At 42.9% G+C, this 24,504-nt stretch carries 11 protein-coding genes; 1 reads left to right on the top strand and 10 read right to left on the bottom strand.

Annotation, left to right across the window (positions count from 1 at the left end; genetic code table 11):
• Positions 1-3 precede the first annotated feature (3 nt).
• From BUE31_RS29270 to BUE31_RS29260, 3 genes are all read right to left on the bottom strand, one after another.
• Positions 4-843: an HNH endonuclease family protein gene (locus BUE31_RS29270; RefSeq protein ID WP_073407453.1), complete on the bottom strand. Its 840-nt coding sequence runs from the start codon at positions 841-843 to the stop codon at positions 4-6.
• Entirely contained in the window at positions 827-2,344 is a 1,518-nt protein-coding gene (locus BUE31_RS29265; RefSeq protein ID WP_073407451.1) for an ATP-binding protein, read from the bottom strand. Before BUE31_RS29265 ends, BUE31_RS29270 begins: the two co-directional genes overlap by 17 nt.
• A 454-nt stretch (positions 2,345-2,798) precedes the next feature.
• The gene (locus BUE31_RS29260) at positions 2,799-4,238 is read right to left on the bottom strand and encodes a methyltransferase domain-containing protein (protein WP_073407449.1); all 1,440 of its coding nucleotides are present in this window, start codon (positions 4,236-4,238) and stop codon (positions 2,799-2,801) included.
• Between the two features lie 246 nt (positions 4,239-4,484).
• Here BUE31_RS29260 and BUE31_RS29255 point away from each other — a divergent pair, with 246 nt between their 5' ends.
• Positions 4,485-5,264 carry a glycosyltransferase family 2 protein gene (locus BUE31_RS29255; protein ID WP_073407447.1) on the top strand — a complete coding sequence of 260 codons (780 nt, stop codon included), beginning with the start codon at positions 4,485-4,487 and terminating at the stop codon, positions 5,262-5,264.
• A gap of 150 nt (positions 5,265-5,414) precedes the next feature.
• Here BUE31_RS29255 and BUE31_RS29250 read toward each other — a convergent pair whose 3' ends face one another.
• From BUE31_RS29250 to BUE31_RS29220, 7 genes are all read right to left on the bottom strand, one after another.
• Complete coding sequence (locus tag BUE31_RS29250; protein WP_200802003.1) at positions 5,415-6,365, bottom strand: ornithine carbamoyltransferase; 951 nt, start codon at positions 6,363-6,365, stop codon at positions 5,415-5,417.
• Between the two features lie 8 nt (positions 6,366-6,373).
• A complete protein-coding gene (locus BUE31_RS29245; protein ID WP_073407444.1) occupies positions 6,374-7,111 on the bottom strand; it encodes a thioesterase II family protein in 738 nt (245 codons plus the stop codon).
• A gap of 67 nt (positions 7,112-7,178) precedes the next feature.
• Positions 7,179-8,381: a glycosyltransferase gene (locus BUE31_RS29240; RefSeq protein WP_073407443.1), complete on the bottom strand. Its 1,203-nt coding sequence runs from the start codon at positions 8,379-8,381 to the stop codon at positions 7,179-7,181.
• 62 nt (positions 8,382-8,443) lie between these two features.
• Complete coding sequence (locus tag BUE31_RS29235; protein ID WP_073407441.1) at positions 8,444-9,244, bottom strand: aspartate/glutamate racemase family protein; 801 nt, start codon at positions 9,242-9,244, stop codon at positions 8,444-8,446.
• An 84-nt stretch (positions 9,245-9,328) separates the two neighbouring features.
• A complete protein-coding gene (locus BUE31_RS29230; protein ID WP_073407440.1) occupies positions 9,329-14,326 on the bottom strand; it encodes a non-ribosomal peptide synthetase in 4,998 nt (1,665 codons plus the stop codon).
• Positions 14,327-14,367: 41 nt separating this feature from the next.
• Positions 14,368-16,293, bottom strand: coding sequence for an asparagine synthase (glutamine-hydrolyzing) (asnB, locus tag BUE31_RS29225; RefSeq protein WP_200802002.1), 1,926 nt, complete (start codon positions 16,291-16,293; stop codon positions 14,368-14,370).
• Positions 16,294-16,461: 168 nt separating this feature from the next.
• Positions 16,462-24,456: a non-ribosomal peptide synthetase gene (locus BUE31_RS29220; RefSeq protein WP_234997933.1), complete on the bottom strand. Its 7,995-nt coding sequence runs from the start codon at positions 24,454-24,456 to the stop codon at positions 16,462-16,464.
• Positions 24,457-24,504 lie beyond the last annotated feature (48 nt).

The raw sequence follows: 24,504 nt of genomic DNA, 5'->3' as shown, positions 1-24,504 counted from the left end.
TTGTTAAACGACAGGTAATTCAGGAAAATTACACCTTACGCAATGTGCAAATTTAGCGGTATCCTTTGCCGCACTACCAAATATTTCATTAGCATTGTTGATAGCTTTAATAAGTTCACTTTTGGGTGTTTTTAAAATACCAACTGCCTTATTTAGCTGATCTTCGTCCGCTGGGTCTATTTTAGTAAGAATTTTTAGCGCTTGCAAAGCCTTGATATGAGTGAGCCTTGTCTCGTTCATGCGATCTAACTCCAAAATCTCAATTGTCTTCGCACCTTTGGCACTACCGCCGACTGGAACTGGTACTTCTTGATTAAAGGTAATAAAGGTTGCTGGATCTTCGATTGTGGGATCAATCAATAAACGATCTTCGTTAGATAAGACATTGGGGTGGTCATGGAAAAGCTTCCTAGTTAGTTCATCGCCTAAAGGGAATTCATTCTTTTTGTAAGTGCGGTTACATATTTCACAGGAAAACAAAAGATTTGCCCAATCATAAGAAAGCCAATAATATCCTGGATACACGTACCCTTTTGTTCCCGCTTTTTTATAAGCCGTTTTGGGCCTGAAATGTTCTACATCCCCGTAACTGGTTATCGTAAATATTGATTCACAAAAACAACATTTTTGGTGTTGGTCGGCTTTTAGTTGATCCTTAACTGTAGCATCGCCATAGATGTTTGAATCAATAGACAGAGACTTTAAGGAACGATTCTTCACGCCTGGTGCAGAGGTATATAAATGCGGGTTAGTTCCGTAGGCGGTGTTTAAAACGATGGTTTGTGCAGCTCCGTTGCCACTTAAAATTAGCGGTTCTACAGGCGATTTATTTATTCGTATCATCGTTTTTATTTTTTGTTATATCCATACTCTCGGCTAGGTCTTTTAAGATTTTCATGGCATCTGCTTCTTTTTTATTGTCCCCAAAAGGTAATGCGTCTATTTCAAGATTAAGCGCATCGAGTTTTGCTTTTTCCGTATCGTTTAAAGAGTCCTTTTTCAAAAGTTTTCTCCGTTGAACTGTGCTTTTAGTAACCTCCGGACTGCGGTCACTATCTATACCGAATAGATCACTTGTTATTACCTGCCCAATGCTCCAACCTTTTACCACCTCTGGGTTACTATCTATTATTACTTTTGTGCCATGTTTATAAACCACACAAATATTTTCAGTTTCCGAGGATTGCGCCATGAAAGGGCTATGCGCGGTACAGATAAATTGTGTCTTTGTAAAATGTCTTATTAAAAAGGCCTTCAATGTTCTTTGCCACACTGGATGCAAATGCAGGTCGATTTCATCAATGATAACCACTGCCGGCTCATTTAGAGGATTATCACTTTCCGGATTAAGCCATAACATTCTAATAGCAAGGTCGACCGCCCATGATAACATGGTTTGATATCCAAGACTAACGTTAAATAATGGTATTAATCCATGAGAAGTTTGAATTTCTACAATTTTCTCATTTTTCTCCCCATCAGCGTTGATCGGTGGGTTTATAACTATTGAATCAGCATTTTTGATGTCTGGCAATAGATCAGCGATAAGTTTTTTAAGTGTGGTGAGTAGTTTTGTCGATGAATATTTTTTGTTTTCCTCGTTTACAATATTCTGATTTTCTAATTGTTCTTTTATCGAAGCATAATCCAAATAAGCTAAAACCTGCTCAGGGTCGTAAAGCTCTCCTAGGTCAGAGAGCAAATTAAATGTAGGATCGCTTAGTTCCTGATTTTCAAAATTCTTTCTGGCTAAATGCCTACTGGCGCTGTAAGCAAAAAGATTAGGCGTATTAAATTCAGAAATTATTACGGACCGCGGTTCGACCAACGTCAATTTTCCATCTTTCCGCGCAAAATCCATCGATATAGTTAATACTTCTTTAGGCTTTTTATCCAGATTACAATTGTTTGCGAATGAAGCTTCGAGGCTTGTTTCTATGTTTTCCCCAAATCGAAGTATTTTATCATAGACATCTACGTCAAAACTCAGATCATCCATAACAGGCTTAATCTTCATTGGGAGTTTCAAAGGGTTCTTGACGTCTTCTTCCGATATTTTTGTTATTTCCGATATCTTTTTGACGTCATAATTATCCTCTAGTAATAACTTTGCTATCCTCAGCTGTTCGATAAATTCATTTTTAGGCGGGGCTGGCACAGGAACCATCCACGCCAGGCATTTCAACAGTGTAGTTTTCCCAACGCCGTTATCTCCTAAAATAAGTGTCCATCTAGCGACGGTACCGTCTTCATTCAGCAAATTAAGTTCTTGTTCCTCACCAAAACTTTTCACATTCTTTACTTTCAGTGATGTAAAGTACATCGGAAGTTTTTTTTGGCTCATGGCACTGGGTTTTCGTTTAGGAGGTAAAAGTCGTCAAATTAATGGATAAGTTCCGCACCTTTATAACGTTATAAAGGTGGTACACCAAACTGCCTCCGTGGCCTATTGCATCCATCGTAAAGTATTTATATTCAGTTAGAAATAGAGATAAGAGTGTAGCCCAGTTTTGGCCCACAAAAACGATATCAACCAACATCAAAAAGCCTGTAAATTATTAATTTACAGGCTTTTACATTTTAAGTCAGATCAAGATTTTTTATACCATTTTATCACCATCATCTATTAATGGAAGATCTTGGTGAGAATGTCTCGATGAAATAGGTGAAGACATTGAAACAGGTCGGCGGCCACGCTATTACCGAAGGGTGGACAAAATTCAACGCATCGGGCGGGTAACATTCTTCATCTCCGCCTCCGGCGGCAGTTCATATAGGATCCGTCTAATAAAAGCGGCTTAAACTCTAATTTTTTTAAATGTGAAATAGATAAATGTAAACTCAGTTCCTTCCCATTTCACAACCCTGTCTTCACAATCATAACTGATTGGATCGATAAGTTCCAATCCAAAGTTTTTTGCCCGATCAACAATATTTTGAATATCGGATTTATTAAAAATCTTAATGGGAACTCCATAAGCTTCTTTGCCGAATGTTTCGACAGGTTCAATCCAATAATCGGTCGAAGTGAATAAAATTCCTCCTGGCTTAAGGATCCGGCTCATTTCGAGCAGATATTTATCAATATTTACCCCATGTTCAATTACGCTAAGGCAGGTAATAGCCATGAATTTGTTTTCCTCGAAATAAGTTTCAGTGATATCCCCTGGTATATATTTTACTTCGCCAACCCTGGAACTGTTTTCAAATACTTTATTCATACAAAATAAGTTTTCATACCCGAACGCAGCAAGTTGATGCACAATAGCCGAATAATATTCTCCTCCGGCGTCCAATATGGCCGAATCCAAATGAATAGCCTTATCTCGGATGATAATTGACAAAGCAGCCGCCGAGTCCCAGTTCTTAGGAAGATCTTTGTGCTTAGGGACACCCAAGGCTTTTAATAGTTCTGTAGAAGCCAGGTAAACCTTGCTGTTCTTCAGGGTATCATTTGTTTGAATTGGTTCAAAAACAAAAGGACGTTTTTGGATATCTTTCTTTTCATAGTAAAGAAATTCAGACTTTTCAATAATGCAGTCTTGAGGAATTAACTTACTATATTTTTGATCAACAATAAAAAGGGTATTCGGGTACTTTTCACTATCGTGATCTTCACATAAACCTTTTGAAATCAGATCTGCGCAATAGGTTGTATCCCAATCAACATTCAGATATTCTATAATTTTAAAGTCTTGGGTGGCAAATTCAAATACTAACATTCCTATTGAGCTTTGGCCGGCTAAAAAGTAACGTTTGAGCGTAAAAAACGGCTCCCCTAATAAAAATAAAAGCTGACTTTCATATTTTTCTATTTCCGGAGGCCAGTTGGAGAAAGACCCGATCAGTCTTTTAAAGGCGCCATTGTCTTTAATTATTTCACATGAAAAATTTCTGAAATTTTGTTCTTTAACACTTTTATTCTGACATAACAAAAATGATTTTGAACCAGAATGCTCAAATAAGAATTTCTCCTCAAAATCAACAATTTCTTTAGTTACATTCGTTATCAAACGAAGCCGGCTTGCCCGGCGATTATTAATCAAGTCTACTGCTTCAGAAATATCTCCGGCCTCGCTGTCTATAAATTTGGCGTCTAAAAAGCAAGTTTGGCATTCCACATTTTCAAAAGTCCAAATCAAATTATCATTGTCAGGATCAATAAATTTATGCTTTCCATAAGCTTCTATAAAATACAAATATTGCTTTATTGCCGACTCAAATGTTGGGGTGTTCATTACCGTAATACTGTTTATGTGTAAAAAAGAATAATTTCAAAACAAGCTATAAGCTGACAATTTTTATTTTTCTAAATATTCCGCTTATCAGAAATAAGGGCAATTTTTTTCATTGTGTGTAAATCGGCATTTTTCAAATAAAAATATTGATTTAAAGAAATGTACTAACTTAGCGCCAGTTGTACTCATTATTTCGAGGGCTTTTGCCCGCGCAATGATTGAGTAAATCCTAATAACCGATATCATATGAAAACTGATTCTACTAAAAAGACACCTTTAATTTCCTGCCTTTGCATTACTAAGAATAAGTTGCAACTCTTGCAAAGAGCTGTTAAATGTTTTCTCAATCAAAGCTATCCGAACAAGGAATTAATTGTGCTTTTTGAAGATGGAAATGATGCTGTTTTGGAATATTCAAAATCACTGAACTTAAAAAACATAAAATTTGTAGCAGTTCCCATCCAACCCAAATTAACCCTTGGCGAATTAAGAAACCTGTCAATTCAGGCCAGTTCAGGAGAATATTTTTGTCAGTGGGACGATGACGATTGGTATCATAACGACCGGCTTTCTTTTCAGTTCAACGAGATGATCGCTAATGGTAAACAGGCCAGTGCGTTAGCCTACAAAATAATATTTAATATGTCCACTTCCGAATCCTACCTATCCGGCGTAGGACCGTGGCCCGGCACCATAATATGCCAAACCAGCTTAATTGGAAATGATTTGTCCTATCCTGCACTAAGCAGACATGAAGACGCCGATTTTCTTGATCAATTGTCTGTCACGAACCGGCTATTTCCAGTGATAAAACCTTCGCTTTATATTTATATCTACCACGGTAATAATACATTTGGGTCTGAACATTTTGATTTAATCTTTTCAATGGCTCAACCTTTGCCAGCATCAATTAGTTTCGCTATTGAGCAAATTATAACTGAAGTAACATCCCCCGAAGATGCTTCTTCGTTTTTATTCAGTCACGAGCTCTTAAAAGAGCTTAATTATATGCATCGCAACGCCTAAGTCCCGTTCCCGGTGCGATCAATCGTGTCCGCAATTAAAAGCTATCTGTAATGTAATATGGATAACGCCTAAGTGACTTTTAATGACTCAGCAATTTTTAAACATTGATAAAAATCAATACTTTCTGAAAAAGCTATTAATAGGCACGTTTTATATAGCCTGAACTTCAACAGGGGTAAGGCACCAATCCAATACCGCACATGCGGAATGCAGTTTATTTTCCGCCTGTTTAAAAGCAATACTTTGCGGGCCATCAAGAACTGCTGCTTCAACTTCCTCGTCTCTGTGTGCAGGCAGGTCGTGCATAAATATAGCTTCCGGATACCGGTTCATCAATGCTTGCGTTACTTTAAAAGGTTTAAAAATATCCTTCCAGTTTTCATCTTTTTTTATCGTTCCGGTTGTCTCCCAGCGCGTAGTATAAATAATATCGAACGCCTGTGGCAAATTTTCAACATGATGTTGTTCAACAACGGTAGCACCATTTGTTTCTGCATATTCCTTTGCAGCCAGCATAGTTTCCTGTGGTAAACCGTAGCCCTGCGGCGTGCAGAAATAAAGCTGCGTACCCGAAAACCTTGTAAGAGATAAAGCTAAAGCCGCGGCAGTATTATTCCCTTCGCCTATATATAAAACGCGCAGGCCTGAAAGATCTCCAAAATGCTGTTTCATTGTTGTAAGATCGGCTAAAGCCTGGGTAGGATGCTCATCGGCTGTCATCGCATTTATAACAGACATGCTGCTTTGCGCAGCAAAAGCTCTCATATCTTCCTGGCTGCCGGCAGTTCTTGCCACCAACCCATCCAGCATTACCGAAAGAACCCTGGCGGTATCCTGTATGGTCTCGCCCGTATTTATCTGCAGGTCATTAGCGTTGTATGTAATGATCTGGGCGCCCAAACGTAAGGCAGCCGACGAGAAAGAAGTCCGGGTACGGGTTGATGTTTTAAGAAAATATATCCCGATGATTAATCCCTGCAAAGGCTGCTTTTTTTCATTGGTGCCGTTTGCATAAGATAATCCAAGCGAAACAAGTTGCGAAAGTTCTTCGTTAGAAAGATCTTTTAGTGAAACAAGGTGCGTTCTTTTATATTTCATCATTTTTATGATTATACTATTATTAGTGATTTTTCACGATCCTTCAAGGCGCCAATGATCAATTTTGTAATCCCGGAAATTTCATTGTGGAGAAAAAAATGCCCGCCATTAAAATAATGAACCGAACATGTACCATTTGTATGCAAACGCCATCCGTTAAGCTGCTCTGCAGAGATCTTACTATCGCCCTTGCCCGAAAAGATCGTAATGTTACAATCAAAAGGATTAACCTCCCTGCCCGTTAACTTAGTCTCCGATAGTTTAAAATCATTTCTCAACAAGGGCAGAAAAAGCTCCCTCAGCTCAGGATGTTCAAAAAGTTCACGGGGGGTGCCTCCAAGTCCAAGCACTTCTTGTTTAAACTCGTCGTCGTCCATTAAATGATACGTCTTATCTTTCTCTGATTTGATATTTGGAGCGCCCCTGCCGGAGAAGAAGATATGAAGCGGCTGCGGCAGATCCAGTTGCTTTATTTTTTGTGCCAGCTCATAGGTTAGTAATCCGCCTAAACTGTGTCCAAAGAAAGTATAAGGGGTATCCATTATATCATCTTTTATTTCCTGGTAGATATCTTCAACAGCGTCCTCTAAATCACTGTAAAAAGGCTGTCCGGTACGCTTTCCCCTACCTGCCAGCTCTATCGGAATTACCTCAATTCCGGTATGTGCAGAAAAGTATGCTTTCCACGCGTTATATATGGTGGCCGATCCACCTGCGTAAGGAAAGCAAAATAATTTTGTGTGTTCCATATAATAGTTAGTATTTAGTGCCTTTTCCCATAACTTACAACCGAATTATGCTTTACCGGTCTTAAAATCAGGCGTTAATTGCCACCTCTTCATTTACCGGCCTTTTTAAAGCCTTCAAAATAATGTCGCCAAAATTAAAAGCAGCGCTCGTTTGCTTCATTTCTAAATTTAAGGCGGCTAATGCATTTTTCTGATCTTTATAATCTTCCGAACCTGTACTTAGGAGCGATGTTATTGTTTTTTCTAACTTCTCATGCCACAATTCGTCGTTTAAGTCTGCCGGGATAAAAACCGCGGCATTTTTCTGCGCTAACTGCTTGGCAACATCGTCCCTGTCATAGCACCTGCTGCCTAAAATAATAGCGGGCACCTGGTACTTAATTTGATAATTGTAAGTGCCGCTGCCGCAATGATGGATCATCAGATCGGCATGCGAACAAATAAGCTGCATAGGCAAAACCATGGCAGAGAAAAAACGACCTTTTTGTTCCCCGTTCAAATCGTTATAGCCTTGCAGGTTTGTGATAACGGCGGCTCCCCTATCCAGCAGCAATTTAACAACCGAATGTGCTTTGCCCGTAATCTCCGTTGGTTCGGTTAAACCGTGTGTAAAATAAATTACCTGGCGTTCGCTGTTCTTATCTATAAAGTTTTTTACCGCCTGCTGGTTATCCTTATATTCTTCACTCAACGATGTTAAATTTTCCATTATCTCATTGTCTGATAGCGTTAACGCTCCGGAGTACACATAGGAATTATCCTGCTTAAGTTCGTCTGGCAATTCCTCGATAGATGGTATGGAAGGTATTATGTTTAAATCGCCAACAAACAGGTCGGCTACGGTATCAGGTTTCCACATTCCTAAGCCAGGCAGATCCAACTTTGAGATAGCATCCAAAAACTGTACGGCCTCTGAACTGTGCTGATACCCCGGCGTATTTTTTTCATAAGGTATAATCCCCCGTCTTACTACAGATACCCGTGGAATTCCTGCAAAACGAGTGGAAAAAGCCGTGGTATAATTTAGATCATCAACCACCAAATCAGGTTTAAACTTTGAAAAGGCGATCAATTCCGGTGTGGTCTTGTCTTGTAGCCTCCTGTCAATTTCCAACACCTTTAAGTTGAATTTTCGTACATATTTATGAAAAGCCGCAGGCAATAGAAAAGCGGTTTCAAAAGATTCAGTGTTTAGCTGCTTAGCCAATGCAATTAACGGAATGATATGCGATGGCATTGGGTTAGGAATAAATAAAGCTCTTATTACCATTGTTTCTAAGTTAAATTTAAAATATTTAATATTTGTGCAGGCGCCATACTAATTCCGCCTGCTTAAACCAATATAAGGTTATCTGCCTGATACACTTTGTTTGTATGCTGCCTCACTGCCTCCCTTATCAAGGCTTTGGCTAAACATTGTGTGGAGTCTATTATTGCCATGCCTTCTATCTGCTTCGCCTTAAGCACAAGTGGCAGCTCTGTACATCCAAGTACAATTGCTTCCGCATTATTTTTTTTGAAAAACGATATTGCTTCCCCGCACAGTAAGATCACATCTTTTGTTATACAGGTTGGATTGGCTTTTATTCCTATTATCGGGTCATAGATCATCCTGTGAATAACACTATCCTGGAAGGTAAAATCAGGGATCACCACTTCATATCCTTTTTCTTGCAACAATTTTTTATACAAACCTGATTTATAACTACCGTTAGTTGTCATCAATCCGATCCTCGAAATTCCGGGGTGATTTTCAGAGATGTAATTACATACCTCCAAAGGCATGTTCAATAGCAAAGGCTTATTTTCAAACTTGTTGATTTTTGATTCTATCACATCAAAAATTGCTGTTGCATGTGATGTGTTACAAGCCATTCCAATTACATCTGCACCGGCAATCGTAAGTTTTTTAATAACTTCAACTATTGCGTAGGCTGGATTAGTTAAAACTTTGCCTTCTAAAAATAAAGTCCTGTCCTCAATTTTTCCGGGGAAAGCCATTAAAATAACCGAGAGGTGCTGCTGATCGGTTGAGGCCTCAGTGTTACTGATTATGCTATCGTAAAGAGCAGCACCTGCTTGTGGACCCATTCCTCCCACAATGCCAATTGTTTTGGATTTTTTAAACTTCATAAAAATTACAGCTTTAGTTAATGGAATTTATCGGCGAACGCCGGCTATTTTATGTCGGTTTGGAAAAGAGTTGTTATCTGTTTCTCAGATCTCCGATTCGATTTTCTGCAGTTGGGGTTCTTTCGATTTTAGTTCTATTTCCCTGCAGATCTGCTCAAGTGAGTTACCGAAATATAAATTGAAAGGCAGTTCAACGCCATATTCATCATTAATTATCGAATTTACCCTTATTAAAAGTATGGAATGCCCGCCAAGGTCAAAGAAATTGTCGTCAAGATCTATTTCACCGGCATTTAAAATATCGTTCCAGATCTTAGCAACATTGATCTCAATTTCCGTTCCGGGCCTTAAGGAACTTGTTTTTTCCACCTGGAATTTATCAATTGATTTCACCAGCTCCTTTATATCGGCCTTGCCGTTATTCGTTAATGGAATTTTATCGATCTCCAGCATCTGTGCCGGAACCATATATTCAGGAAGCTTTGTTTTAAGGAACTTTTTAACCTCGAACATATTAAGTATTACATTATCTTCAGGAACCAAAAAAGCTGCCAGCTTTCTGTTTTCAGTATCTCCAAAGCATGTTACTATGGCTTCTTTAATGTTTTCATACGATAATAGCTGGCTCTCTATCTCGCCCAGCTCTATTCTATATCCCCGGATCTTCACCTGGTTGTCTATCCTGCCCAGGTACTCGATGTTCCCATCCGGTAACCAGCGCGCAAGGTCTCCTGTCCGGTAAAGCTTTTCTCCTGCTTTGTACGGGTGATCTATAAACCGCTCCGATGTCAGCTCAGGCTTGTTCAGGTAACCACGTGACAAGCCCACACCCGAAATGCAGAGCTCTCCTGCTACGCCGGCCGGGCTCAATGCTGTATTTTTGTCTAAAACGTACATCTGCGTATTGGCGATCGGTTTGCCGATAGGGATCAGTTCATTCTTTATGTTCAGGTCGCATTCATAGTAAGTTACATCTACCGTTGCTTCTGTCGGACCGTAAAGGTTTATCAGTCTTGTTCCATTAGCCTGGTACAGGATCTTTGAAAAACGGTTCACCTGCTCGGCGCCCAATGCCTCCCCGCTCGCAAATACCTGACGGAGTGTGTTTAACCGCCCTGTTTTATCCCGCGCTGCCGCATCTAAGAAAACACTTAACATCGACGGTACAAAGTGGATCGTCGTTACTCCATGCGCTGCTATCTCATCGATCAGCTTTGCCGGGTCTTTCTCTGTCTCAGGTGCAGGAACACAAACTGATGCCCCGGTAAACGACCACCAGAATAACTCCCATACCGATACGTCAAATACCAGCGAGGTTTTCTGTAGCAGTACATCTTTTGAGCTTAGTGGGTATTCCTCCTGCATCCAGTGCAAGCGGTTAACCACCGAACCATGTTCTATCATCACCCCCTTGGGCTGGCCTGTTGAGCCGGAGGTATAGATAATATACGCCAGATCAGATGGCCCCGGTCTGCCCTGAGGCGCTGCCGGTGATGCTTTTATCTTTTCCCCTGATGTGTCAAGGTTCAGCAAGCCTGTCTCCATTTCCGGTGACAATGCTTCGATATACCGGGTACGGGTGATCAAAACTTTTAAGCCCGCATCTGATATGATGGTGTTCAGCCTGGCTGACGGGTAATGCACAGAAAGCGGCACATATACTGCACCTGCTTTCAGGATCCCGAATATCGACGGGAAAAGCTCTTCTTCCCTTTCCAGCAATAAACCTACCTTATCGCCTGTTTTAACTCCTTCTGTTTGCTGCAGGTAAGCTGCCAGCTGGTTCGCTTTTTCATTCAGCTCTTTATAGGTAAGCGTATGAGTTCCATAAACTACCGCCACATTATCCGGCGTTCTTTCTACCTGGGCCTCGAACAAATCAATGATCGTTTTATCTCGCGGATAATCCACTGCTGTTGCATTAAATTCATTCAATAGCTTGTTGCGTTCCAACGCAGATAAAATGTCGATATGTGAGAGTTGTTTATCCGCATCCTCAGTCACCACCGTTACGATCCGTTTGAAGTACGAGATGAAACGGTCTATCGTCTCTGCCTCAAATAAGGCTGTGCTGTATTCGAAGGTTAGCTGCAGTTCTTCCCCTGCTTCTAATACAATTAACGTGAGGTCGAACTTCGAGATGCCGGGATCAGCATCACGGAACTTTAGCTGCAGTCCAGGGATCTGCAGCTCTTCCTGCCGGAAGTTCTGGAACGTGAACATCACGTCGAACAACGGGTTACGCCCTGTATCACGTGGCAACTCCAGCTCATTCACCAGCTCTTCATACGGATACAACTGGTGCTCAAAGCCCGACAGCGAGCTCATTTTGACTTCTTCCAAAAACTCCCGGAAGCTCAGCCCGCTCTTGGGCTGGTTTCGCAGCGCCAGCGTGTTCACGAACAGGCCGATGATCCCTTCCAGCTCTGCATGGTATCGCCCTGCTATCGGTGTACCTATCGTGATGTCTTCCTGGTTGCTCAGCTTGCCGAGCAATACATTCAGTACCGACAGCAGTGTCATGAACAGCGTCGCTTCGCTCTTTTCTCCAAGCGCCTTAAGCTGATGGGTCTCTTCCCTGTTCAGTGTAAATGTCCGGCTGCTTCCCTGGTAACTCTTTACCGATGGCCGGCTATGATCCAGCGGTAGATCCAGTACGCTTAGCTCTCCTGAAAACCTTTCTTTCCAGTAACTGCGCTGGCTGCTGAGTTGTTCCTGCTGGGCCTGGCTGTGCTGCCACTCTGAGTAATCTTTATATTGTAAGCTTAGTGCCGGAAGACTCCCTTTTTCGTACAGCGCCATAAAGTCCCTGATCAGGATCCCCTGTGATACCCCGTCTGTTATGATATGGTGCATATCTGCCAATAACAGGTGATTGTCCTGCGATACTTTTACCAACCCTACCCGTATCAGCGGGCCTGTACCCAGGTCGAATGGACGGATGAAGGACGTGATCACTGCTGCTGTTGCTGCCGAATCACCTGCCTGGTAATGGGTGATCGTAAAGTCCGTGGTCTCATCGATCCGTTGTACCACATCCCCTGCTGACACTTCAAAGGTCGTGCGCAGGCTTTCATGACGCGTGATAAGCGAACGGAAGGCCGCATTCAGCCTGTCAAGGTCCAGTGCTCCCTCCAGCTCTACCACGTAGGGCATGTTATAAGCAAGTGACGTGCGGTCAAGCTCGTATAAAAAATACATCCGCTGCTGCCCTGACGAGAGTGCATAATACGGTAAAACCTGTGCTTTGCTGATTTGATAAGCAGGCAGAACTTTATCCATGGAGAAAGGATCGTGCTCTGTTTCTAAAATCTTAAGATCATCAAGTTTTGCGCTTACTAAAATCGCTTGCTTTTGGATAGTCAAATTCATAAAAAGTTCCGCCAGGCTCACTCTCACGCTAAATTCAGCAAATACCCTGGACATTAATCTCATGATATTAAGCGAGTTTCCGCCCGCTGCCATAAAGTTCTGATCGGTAGAGATCTGACCGGCTTCCAGGATGTCTTTCCACAAAATAAAAATTCTCTCTTCTATTTCGTTGGCAGGTAATAATGTTTCATTTGTTTTTTCGGCACTCTCAATCAGCAGGTTATAATTAACTTTTCCATTACTTAGCAGTGGAATCGTATCCATGATGCTAATCCTGGATGGCATCATATAAGCGGGCAAGTGTTCAGCTAAATACTTTTCAACTAACAGGCTAAAACTCTTTGGCTCACATTCATCACCATCAGCCGTCACAAAGGCAATTAACGAATCTGTCTTTTTATCATGGAGGACGACAGCATTTTCAACTGCCTCACATTTCCTCAGCACCCGTTCTATTTCATCTAATTCAATCCGTATTCCCCTAAGCTTAATCAGCCTGTCTTCCCTGCCTAACAAGTCAATACTACCATCTGCCAAACGCCTTGCACTATCGCCTGTTTTAAAGGCAATTCGTTGCCTGTTATTATCATATAGATGAATAAACTTATTTGAAGTTTGCTTAGCATTATTGAGGTAACCATTAGATAAATAGTTAGACACAATATAAAGTTCGCCCGCAATAAGAGGTCTGCAAGGTTTTTGATCCTTATCCATTATCATCAGCTCTACATCCGCTATTGGCTGTCCGATCGGTATTTTAACCTTTGAGCTATCAGTTGATTGGATGTTATAATAAGAACTGATCATGGTGGCTTCCGTAGATCCATAAAGATTGACCAATTGAACGCGATCGCCAAAAACATGATACCAGTTAGCCAGTTCAGCAGGAATAATACGCTCCCCTGAAAGTAGTACATGCTCCAGCTTTTGATAGCTTTGGGCTGTTATATCCTTATGGTTAAATATCCTGAATACACTGGGTACACAGTGTACAAAGTTGATCTCCTGCTTATCGATCCATTGAATCAATTCTTCCGGATTAAAAAGGCCTTCTTTTCTTGGAGCTACACAAATAGTGCCTCCACTTGTAAGCGGGACAAATATATCCCTCAAAAATGCGTCAAAATATGGGGATATTAACTGACTGAACCTTTGACCAGGTTTAATATTATAAGTTTCAATTTCCCATTTTAAAAAGTGCCACAAGCTGCTGTTTTTCCCTATTATTCCTTTAGGCTCGCCGGTAGACCCTGAGGTAAAATAGATGTACAAATCATCATCTTCCTGATACTCGGGGTAAATGAACCTTTCATCCGCGGCAGGCTGTTTTAAAATATCAGACAGTCTAACCGAACGGACCGGACCTAATTTTTCCTGAATATTTTCATCATCCGAAACGATAATTGTTGACTCGAGATCTGATTTTTCGGCAATTAACGCAAAACGTTTGTCGGGCAGTGATGGATCAAGCGGAACAAAAATGCATCGGGCCCTTATCACACCGATCATGCATACTACCATGTCTGTTACGTTGCTGACACAGATCCCAATCCTGGACTTGTGACCAAATCCATTTTCGATTAAAAATGTTAAAACTTTATCAGATCGTTCAAGTAATTCCGAATAAGAAACGTAATTACCGTTCTCTTCTATCGCTACGCTGTCCTTATAGCTACGAATAATTTGGCCTAAGTCTTTTTGTGAATACATAAAAATGCAGTTAAATTGTGATAGATATAAATTTTTGAGGCTTATCGTTTTTCAATAAATTGTTCCAGGAAAATCCCGAACGTTATGACGATAATTAATAGATCCGTTTCGAATGGGGCATTGATTGAAAAACCTGGTGTGCTGTATTGTTTTTTTAGCTTTTCTATGTGATCTGCATTAAAAAAGCCTTGCTTTTTAATCCTATCGTATGACAGGATATCGTTGATATATTCGATATTCTTCTGCAATAAATAAGGGCTTCCGGGAGCTACAAACCCAAACTTTTCCCTGTTTAAAATTTCTTTGGGAACACTTTTTTCTGCGAGCCTGCGAAGGAGGTATTTTTCAGTAAAATCCCGCAACTTCAGATCAGAAGGAACCCTGGTAGAAAACTCTACAAGATTCTTATCCAAAAAAGGATACCTAACCTCTACTGAGTTCGCCATTGCCATCCTGTCACCGTGATCTGAAATTAAATGGTCAACCATTCTGAGCTTATAATCGATGTAAGATCTTTTGTTCAGAACATCTCTTGCTTTTATTTTTTCATGATCAATAATTTGATGATTCAGACAATTTATCTCGTCAAAACTGGATAATAAGCCATCAGCATAGATTTCCTTTTTCAATCGCTCAGCTTCAAGAAAACTATTTTCATAATAAAAATTGCCGTCGCCCCATACCTTGTTTCGTAAATCAAACTCCTCTGGTGAAACCGTATTGTTGGTTAAACCCATAGCTCTCATCTTATCAAACCGGTAACCTACATAGCCGGCAAAAAACTCATCTGCTCCCTCACCAGATAAGATCACCTTCAGCTGCTTATCTCTAACCGCTTGCGACAGGTGTAACGAAGCTGTATTATAAGTTTCTTTTATGGGGCATTCGCTATGATAGATAGCGCGTGGCAATCGTTCACTTATGTCGTTGGATAAGAAGGTTTTTTGATAAAGGTCTGAATGGCTGCTTTTTGCAATTATTTTTTGATATACAGATTCTGAGATCTGTGAATCAGGAAAGTCAATTGAAAATCCCTTTTTGTTATTCTGCTCAGAAAGCTGATCAACCTTCATAGCTATCAGAGATGAGTCGAGGCCGCCACTTAAATAAAGGCCCGTAGGAACATCTGATCTCAAACGTAATTTTACCGAGTTCTCGAAATGATATTCAAGTTCTTCTAAATATTCCTGCTCACTTTTTTCATTTGCTGCACTTTCGGGCGGGTTTTGAGGTAGGTCCCAATATTCATGATCGGTGATCTTCCCATCATTGCCGACCAGTAAGAAATGGCCATTTTCCAGCGAGTGAATGTTTTTAAACATCGTGCGGGGACTTATAAGCCCCGGAAATGTAAAGATCTGGTCGAGCCCTGTAACATCTACGCTGGGCGATACGGAAGGGTGCTCCAATATGGCCTTCACCTCCGACCCGAATATGAAGGTGTTGTTAACAAACGTGTAAAAGAAAGGCAGGATCCCCATCTGGTCCCTGGCGCAAAACAACATTTTCTTTCTTTTATCAAAAAGAGCAAAAGCAAACTGGCCATTCAGGTCATTAAGAAACGCTGTTCCTTTTTCCTCATACAAATGCAGTATTACCTCAACATCAGATTCTGTTTTAAATGAATGTCCGCGGGATTTGAGATATTTCTTTAACTCGATGTAATTAAATATTTCCCCGTTGCAGATGAGCACCAGGTTTTCATCTTCATTATATATGGGCTGCATCCCGTTTTCAAGGCCAATTATGCTGAGCCTGGTAAAACCTAATGCCACGTTATCAAAAAACAACGTGTTTTTTGCATCAGGCCCGCGATGAATGAGTTTATCATTCATCTTACTCAATGTGATCTTGTCTCCTTCAGAAACTCTTTCACCGTATTTTACAAATCCGCAAATGCCGCACATATATGATTGTTGTGATTGGTTAAAAAATAAATTACTGTTAAGCCGGAATGGTGTATCCATAATCAACCCGCGATAAAACGCGGCCGATCAGAGAATTAAAATGAATATTTGTTGAGGTGTTAAATATCACCCGGGCTGGTAATGCCGGGTGATATAAGTGGTTTAGGATAAAAGAGGACTGTTTTACATGTTCTCTTTCAAACAAACCATAACAGGCAGTGCCAAAGGTTATGACATACTTACTTCAGATTCGATGCCTATTTTATCTATTTCTATTTTTGGGTTGTTTACAACGTTGCTTATGATATTAATAAAGATATCTATGAAAATTTTTATGGTATCGTCGTCATACAATGAGCTATTGTAATTAAACAATATTTGAAACTGATCTTCATTTTCACTTACCACAACCTCCAGATCGTATTCAGCACTTTGCGTGTTGTTAATCTCAGTGTTTCTATGGTCGGCTCCCTCTTCTTCCTCAATAGCTACGTTTTTAAACTGCAGATCTCCCAGTTCCTGACCGTTATCAATTGTGTTGTCAAATGAAAAATGTACATCAACCAATTGTTTTATTTCGGAACTAACCAGTGATACGATCTGATCGTATGGATATGCCTGGTGATCGAAAGCTTCCAAAACACATTCTTTTACCTGGTTCAGGAATCTTGAATACTTACTGCTGCCATTAACATCTACTCTTAAAGGAAGGATATTAACAAACGTTCCCACAATCTCCTGGAGATCTTTTGAACTTCTCCCTATGGCATCTGTACCGATTATAACATCCTGGTCTCCTGTTATTTTATTTAACATCAGGTAGTAAACGGAAAGGAAAAACATAAAATCAGTAACTTCGGCTTCTCTCGAAAACAATTTTATTTTTCTGTAAAGATCATTCCCGATAGAAAATATCATTTTGGATACCGCATTATTTTCTACCAATTCCCTTTCCTGTAAAATGGGAAGGTTTAATCTTTTTAAGTTCCCATACAGTTTGTTTGACCAGTAGTTCTTGTGCCTCCCCTGATTTTCTGTCTCTTTCCTAACCCACTCTGCAAAGTCAATATATTCCAGTTCCAGTTCCGGTAGCTTTTTACCTAAATATAAATCCCTTAGGTCACGGGTTAAAATATTTACCGAGGCGCCATCACAAACTATATGATGAATGTCGATAAATAAATAGTTTTTGCTTTCTCCCTTAACTACTAACGCTTTGATAAGGGGTGCTTTTGATAAATCAAAGGGCTGTATAAACGCCATAAAGCAGCTTTCAAGTGTTTCATTACCGAGGTCAAAACACTTCAATTCAAAGTTCACATCCGGTACTATTTGCTGAACCACTCCCTCGTTTGTTAATTCAAAACAAGTTCTTAAACCTGAATGTCTTTTTATTAAAGCCTGGAAAGCCTTTTCCAATTGTTTCACATCAGGCGCCTTGTTTAATTCTATCATCGAACTAATATTACGGTTTGTATTATCTGTATCTAACAGGTAGCCGAAATACATCCTTTCCTGGGCAGGCGATGTTAGATAATACTGTTTCCTTTCTGTTTTTGGTATTGAACTTTCGCTGCCAGGTTGGGCATGTTCAATGAACCGGGCTAACTCTGCTACGGTATTGCTTTCAAATATTTGTCGTAATCCCATCTCTACTGAAAAAACACCCTGGATCTTATTAGTTACCTGTACAGCATGAATGGAGTGCCCGCCTAACTCAAAAAAGTTTGCATCTGTACTAATAGCGTTCTGATCAAGCTCCAAAACCTCGCTCCATATAGCAGTGAGTTTTCTTTCCGTTTCGTTTGATGGGGCTACATAACTTTCTCCTATAGTAAGCTCCGGTTTAGGTAAACTTTTACGATCAGCTTTTCCATTAATGCTAAGTGGTATGGCGGTAAGGTGTACAAAGTACGACGGGATCATATATTCCGGCAGTGTCTTTGACAGATGAGTTTTCAAATCAGATATGTTCAGCACATCGTTAGATACGTAGTAACCAACCAGGTATTTCTCTCCTTCACGTTCGCGGGTCACTACTACCGCTTCGCGGATCTCAGGATGACTAACCAGCTGGCTTTCTATCTCGCCAAGCTCAATTCTATAGCCACGGATCTTCACCTGGTCGTCTATCCTGCCAAGGTACTCGATGTTCCCATCCGGTAACCACCGTGCAAGGTCTCCTGTACGGTAAAGCTTTTCGCCTGCTTTGTAAGGATGGTCAATAAACCGCTCTGCTGTCAGCTCCGGCTTGTTCAGGTAACCACGTGATAAGCCCACACCCGAGATGCAGAGCTCGCCTGCTACGCCTGACGGGCTCAATGCTGTATTTTTGTCTAAAACATACATCTGCGTATTGGCAATTGGCTTACCGATAGGGATCATTGCATTTTTTATGCTTAGGTCACATTCATAATAAGTTACATCTACCGTTGCTTCTGTAGGTCCGTAAAGGTTGATCAGTCTTGTCCCGCTGGTCTGATACAGGATCCCTGCAAAACGGTTTACCTGCTCTGCTCCCAATGCCTCCCCGCTCGCAAAAACCTGCCGAAGGCTGCTTAGTCGCCCTGTTTTATCACGGGCTGCCGCGTCTAAGAAGACACTTAACATCGACGGTACAAAGTGGATCGTCGTTACACCATGGAGGGCTATCTCATCTATCAGCTTAGCCGGGTCTTTCTCTGTCTCAGCAGCCGGAACACAAACTGATGCGCCGGTAAACGACCACCAGAATAACTCCCATACCGATACGTCAAATACCAGTGAGGTTTTTTGTAACAGTACATCTTTTGAACTTAGCGGGTATTCCTCCTGCATCCAAAGCAAACGGTTAACTACTGAACCATGTTCTATCATCACCCCCTTGGGCTGACCTGTTGAACCGGAAGTATAGATGATATACGCCAGATCAGCTGGCCCGGATCCGCCCTGAAGCGCTCCGGAGGATGCTTGTATTTTTTCCGCTGAAATATCAAGGTTTAACAAGCCCGTGCCCATCTCCGGCGACAAGGCTTCGATATACCGGGTACGGGTGATCAAAACTTTTAACCCGGCATCTGTTATAATAGTGTTCAGCCTGGCTGATGGGTAATTAACAGAAAGCGGTACATATACTGCCCCTGCTTTCAGGATCCCGAATATCGACGGGAAAAGCTCTTCTTCCCTTTCCAGTAATAAACCAACTCTATCGCCTGTTTTAACGCCTTCTGCCTGTTGCAGGTAAGCTGCCAACCGGTCGGCTTTTTCATTCAGCTCTTTATAAGTAAGCGTATGAGATCCATAAACAACCGCCACATTATCGGGCGTTCTTTCTACCTGGGCCTCGAACAGATCGATGATCGTTTTATCTCTTGGATAATCTACCGCCGTTGCATTGAACTCATTTAAGAGCCTGTTCTGCTCTGACGGTGATAAAATGTCGATCTGAGATAATTGTTTATTGGCATCAGCGGTGACCTCCGTTACGATCCGTTTGAAGTACGAGATGAAACGGTCTATCGTTCCTGCTTCGAATAAAGCTGTGCTATATTCGAAGGTGAAATGCAACTCGTCTTCAGAAACTGTTGCGGTTACTTCTATATCGAATTTCGAGATGCCGTGATCAGCGTCACGGAACTTTAGCTGTAATCCGGGGATCTGCAGCTCATCCTGACGGAAGTTCTGGAATGTGAACATCACATCGAACAACGGGTTACGCCCTGTATCACGCGGCAGTTCCAGTTCATTCACCAGCTCTTCATACGGATACAACTGGTTTTCAAAGCCCGACAGCGAATTGGTTTTTACTTCTTCCAAAAACTCGCGGAAGCTCAGCTCACCCTTTGGATGGTTGCGTAAGGCCAGCGTGTTTACGAACAGCCCGATGATTCCTTCCAGCTCCGCATGGTAACGCCCGGCTATCGGTGTACCTATCGTGATGTCTTCCTGGTTGCTCAACTTGCCCAGCAATACGTTCAGTACCGACAGCAGCGTCATGAACAGTGTCGCTTCGCTCTTTTCTCCAACCGCCTTCAGCGCTTTTGTTTCTTCCCTGTCAAGGGTAAATGTTCGGCTGCTCCCCTGGTAACTCTTTACCTGCGGACGGCTATGGTCCTGCGGAAGGTCCAGTACGCTCAGCTCTCCTGAAAACTTTTCTTTCCAGTAACTGCGCTGGCTGCTGAGTTGTTCCTGCTGGGCCTGGCTGTGCTGCCACTCTGAGTAATCTTTATATTGTAAGGCTAATGCCGGAAGGCTTCCTTTTTCGTACAGTTCCATAAAGTCCCTGATCAGGATTCCCTGCGATACGCCGTCTGTTATGATATGGTGCATATCTGCCAGTAACAGGTGACTCTCTTGTGCTGTTTTTACCAGTCCTACCCGTATTAGCGGGCCTGCACCCAGGTCGAACGGCCGGATGAACGAGGTGATTACGGCTGCCGTTGCTGCGGCATCTGCTGCCTCGTAATGGCTGATCGTAAAGTTTGTTGTTTCATTTATGCGTTGCACTACGTCACCTGCTGATACTTCAAACGTGGTCCGAAGGCTTTCATGGCGTGCGATAAGGCTCCCGAAGGCTTCATTCAGCCGTTCCACGTCCAGTGCGCCCTCTAGCTCTACTACGTAGGGCATGTTATACGCCAGCGACGTGCGGTCAAGATCGTATAAGAAATACATCCGCTGCTGTCCTGATGAGAGGGCATAATGGTCTTTGCGTACCGCCTTCTCTATCGACTGGTAGGCTGTTTTTCCCAGGCCTGAGATATATTCTCCTAGGCTCCTGATGTCCTGGTGGCTAAAGATCGCTTTCAGCGGCACTTCTACCTGCAGCTCTTTGTAGATCCTGTTCACCAGCGTGGTCGCTTTCAGCGAATGCCCGCCAAGATCGAAAAAGCCTGCCGTTACGCTGATCTGCTCTTGTTCCAGTTGCAATACTTCTGACCAGATTTCTACCAGCTTTGCTTCCAGCGGCGTTGACGCTGCTGTATATGCTTCTCCTGAGCTGTAGTCCGGGTCCGGTAAGGCTTTGCGGTCTATTTTTCCGTTAGGGGTTAATGGCAGCTCGGTCAGTTGTACATATACCTGCGGGATCATATATTCCGGCAGTGCACCGGATAAATGTGCTTTCAGCGATGCTGTGCTCAACTCTTCTGCTGATACATAATAACCTGCCAGGTATTTCTCCCCGTTGCGTTCTTTGGCTACTACTACCGCTTCTTTAATGTTTTCATAGGATAATAGCTGGCTTTCTATCTCACCCAGTTCTATCCTATAGCCACGGATCTTCACCTGGTCGTCCATCCTGCCCAGGTGCTCGATGTCGCCATCGGGTAACCAGCGTGCAAGGTCGCCTGTCCGGTAAAGTTTTTCTCCTGCTTTGTACGGATGGCCTATAAACCGCTCCGCTGTCAGCTCCGGCTTGTTCAGGTAACCCCGTGATAAGCCATCACCTGAAATGCACAGCTCTCCTGCTACGCCGGCAGGCTGCAGCTGCCCCTCTTTATTTAATATATATACCTGCGTATTGGCGATCGGTTTGCCGATCGTAATCTCCTGCTCATTGGTCAGCTCTTTAACTGATGACCATACGGTGGTTTCCGTTGGGCCGTACATATTGAAGATGCGGGCCCTTGTGTTTTGCTGTAATGTTTGAAGCAATGCTGACGGAAAGGCTTCCCCGCCGATCATAATATCGCTTAAGTTGCCCAGCGCTTTCAGCGAGCCTGCATGCTCTGTTACCGCTTTCATCAGTGATGGTGTGATCTGCAGCATGTTCACCTTGTTCTCCACTATCGCTGCCTCCAGCAGCGAGGGGTCATGCTGCTCATTATCGTCTGCCAGTACTATCGTTGCCCCATACTGCAGCGGTACCAGCGACTCCAGTACGAAGATATCGAACGAAAAAGTCGTTACCGATAACAGGGTCTTCCCTGTGAATTCGATCAGGTCGCTCATCCCTTTGCTGAAATTGGTTACCGCACGGTGTGGGATCATCACCCCTTTGGGACGGCCGGTTGAGCCTGAGGTATAGATCACATAGGCCAGGCTGTCTGCCTGCGCCAAACTCTTTATCTTTTTTTGTTCCGGTAGTGCCGAAGCAGCATCCGTGATCGCTATAACCTGTTGTTCCCCGCTAAATCTTGCTTTGCATGAGGCACTGCTCAGTAACAGCCGCGCGCTGCTGTCTTCCAGCATGTAGCTGATCCGGTCTGCAGGGTAATTCGGATCTAATGGCATATACGCTGCGCCTGCCTTCAGGATCCCCAGCATGCCGATCAGCAGCTCGAACGAGCGCTCGCACAGCAATCCTACTACCTCGTCCTGCTTCACACCGCGCGCTATCAGTATGGACGCTTCATGGTCCGCACGAAGCAACAGCTCCCCGTAGCTCATCCGCTCTTTGCCCAATATGAGTGCTGTTTGGTCCGGCGTTCTTCCTGCCTGAGTCTCGAACAAATCTATGATCGTTTGATCACGCGGATAGTCCACCGCCGTTGCATTGAACTCATATAAGAGCATGTTCCGCTCGGAGGATGATAAAATGTCCATCTGCAATAGTTGTTTATTGGCATCCACAGTCACCTCTGTTACGATTCGTTTGAAATACGAGATGAAACGGTCTATCGTCCCCGCTTCGAATAAGGATGTGCTGTATTCAAAGGTCAGCTCCAATTCTTCTCCGGCTTCCACCGCGATTAACGTGAGGTCGAACTTCGAGATGCCGTGATCCCCGTCTCTGAACTTTAGCTGTAATCCCGGGATCTGCAGCTCATCCTGGCGGAAGTTCTGGAACGTGAACATCACATCGAACAACGGGTTACGTCCGGTATCACGCGGCAGTTCCAGCTCATTCACCAGTTCTTCATAAGGATACAGCTGGTGCTCAAAGCCCGACAGCGAGCTGGTTTTTACTGCTTCCAAAAACTCGCGGAAGCTCAGCTCTCCCTTTGGATGGTTGCGCAGAGCCAGCGTGTTTACAAACAGACCGATGATCCCTTCCAGCTCCGCATGGTAGCGGCCTGCTATCGGTGTACCTATCGTGATGTCTTCCTGGTTGCCCAGCTTGCCCAGCAATACGTTCAGCACCGACAGCAGCGTCATGAACAGTGTTGCCCCGCTTTCTTCGCCAAGCGCCTTCAGCTGCTGTGTTTCTTCCCTGTTCAGCGTAAATGTGCTGCTGCTCCCCTGGTAGCTCTTTACCGATGGACGGCTATGGTCCTGCGGCAACTCCAGTACACTCAGCTCGCCTGAAAACTTTTCTTTCCAGTAACTGCGCTGACTGTTGAGCTGCTCCTGCTGGGTTTGGCTGTGCTGCCACTCTGAGTAATCTTTATATTGTAAGGCTAATGCCGGAAGGTTCCCTTTTTCGTACAGTTCCATAAAGTCACGGATCAGGATCCCCTGAGATACACCGTCTGTGATGATATGGTGCATGTCTGCCAGTAACAAATGGCTGTCTTTTGATACTTTTACCAGCCCTATCCGTAACAGCGGACCTGAATTAAGATCGAATGGACGGATGAACGAGGTGATTTGTGCTGCTATTTCATTTGCATCTGTTGCTTCGTAATGGTCAATCGTAAAGTCTGTTGTTTCGTTGATGCGTTGCACAACGTCACCTTCTACCACTTCAAATATGGTGCGAAGACTTTCATGGCGTTTTATCAAGCTACGGAATGCTTCATTCAGCCTTTCCTCGTCCAACGCTCCCTCCAGCTCTACTACGTAGGGCATGTTATACGCCAGCGACGTGCGGTCAAGCTCGTATAAAAAATACATCCGCTGCTGACCTGACGAGAGTGCATAACGCTCTTTGCGTACCGCCTTTTCTATGGTCTGGTAGGCCGTTTTTCCTAATCCTGATATATAGGCTCCAAGGCTCCTGATGTCCTGGTGGCTAAAGATCGCTTTCAGCGGTACTTCTACCTGCAGCTCTTTGTAGATCCTGTTCATTAGGGTCGTCGCTTTCAGCGAATGGCCACCAAGATCGAAAAAGCCTGCTGTTACGCTTATCTGTTCTTCTTCCAGCTGCAATACTTCCGACCAGATCGCTGTCAGTTTGACTTCCAATTCTGTTTCCGGGGCTGTATATGTTGTACCTGAGCTGTAGTCAGGGTCCGGTAAGGCTTTACGGTCTGTTTTCCCGTTGGGTGTAAGTGGCAGTGATGCCAGCTGAACATATACCTGCGGGATCATATACTCCGGCAGTGCACCGGATAAATGTGCTTTCAGCGATGCTGTGCTCAACTCTTCTGCTGATACATAATAACCTGCCAGGTATTTCTCCCCGTTGCG

It is taken from the genome of Mucilaginibacter sp. OK098 (genome assembly GCF_900142915.1).
Lineage (GTDB): Bacteria > Bacteroidota > Bacteroidia > Sphingobacteriales > Sphingobacteriaceae > Mucilaginibacter.
Note: the sequence above shows the minus strand (reverse complement) of the source record. Positions and strands in the feature narration are given on the sequence as shown.

Excerpts from the sequence above, each read along its gene's own strand:
- BUE31_RS29270 (WP_073407453.1), bottom strand. The coding sequence starts at position 843 with ATGATACGAATAAATAAATCGCCTGTAGAACCGCTAATTTTAAGTGGC.
- BUE31_RS29265 (WP_073407451.1), bottom strand. The coding sequence starts at position 2,344 with ATGAGCCAAAAAAAACTTCCGATGTACTTTACATCACTGAAAGTAAAG.
- BUE31_RS29260 (WP_073407449.1), bottom strand. The coding sequence starts at position 4,238 with ATGAACACCCCAACATTTGAGTCGGCAATAAAGCAATATTTGTATTTT.
- BUE31_RS29255 (WP_073407447.1), top strand. The coding sequence starts at position 4,485 with ATGAAAACTGATTCTACTAAAAAGACACCTTTAATTTCCTGCCTTTGC.
- BUE31_RS29250 (WP_200802003.1), bottom strand. The coding sequence starts at position 6,365 with ATGATGAAATATAAAAGAACGCACCTTGTTTCACTAAAAGATCTTTCT.
- BUE31_RS29245 (WP_073407444.1), bottom strand. The coding sequence starts at position 7,111 with ATGGAACACACAAAATTATTTTGCTTTCCTTACGCAGGTGGATCGGCC.
- BUE31_RS29240 (WP_073407443.1), bottom strand. The coding sequence starts at position 8,381 with ATGGTAATAAGAGCTTTATTTATTCCTAACCCAATGCCATCGCATATC.
- BUE31_RS29235 (WP_073407441.1), bottom strand. The coding sequence starts at position 9,244 with ATGAAGTTTAAAAAATCCAAAACAATTGGCATTGTGGGAGGAATGGGT.
- BUE31_RS29230 (WP_073407440.1), bottom strand. The coding sequence starts at position 14,326 with ATGTATTCACAAAAAGACTTAGGCCAAATTATTCGTAGCTATAAGGAC.
- asnB (WP_200802002.1), bottom strand. The coding sequence starts at position 16,293 with ATGGATACACCATTCCGGCTTAACAGTAATTTATTTTTTAACCAATCA.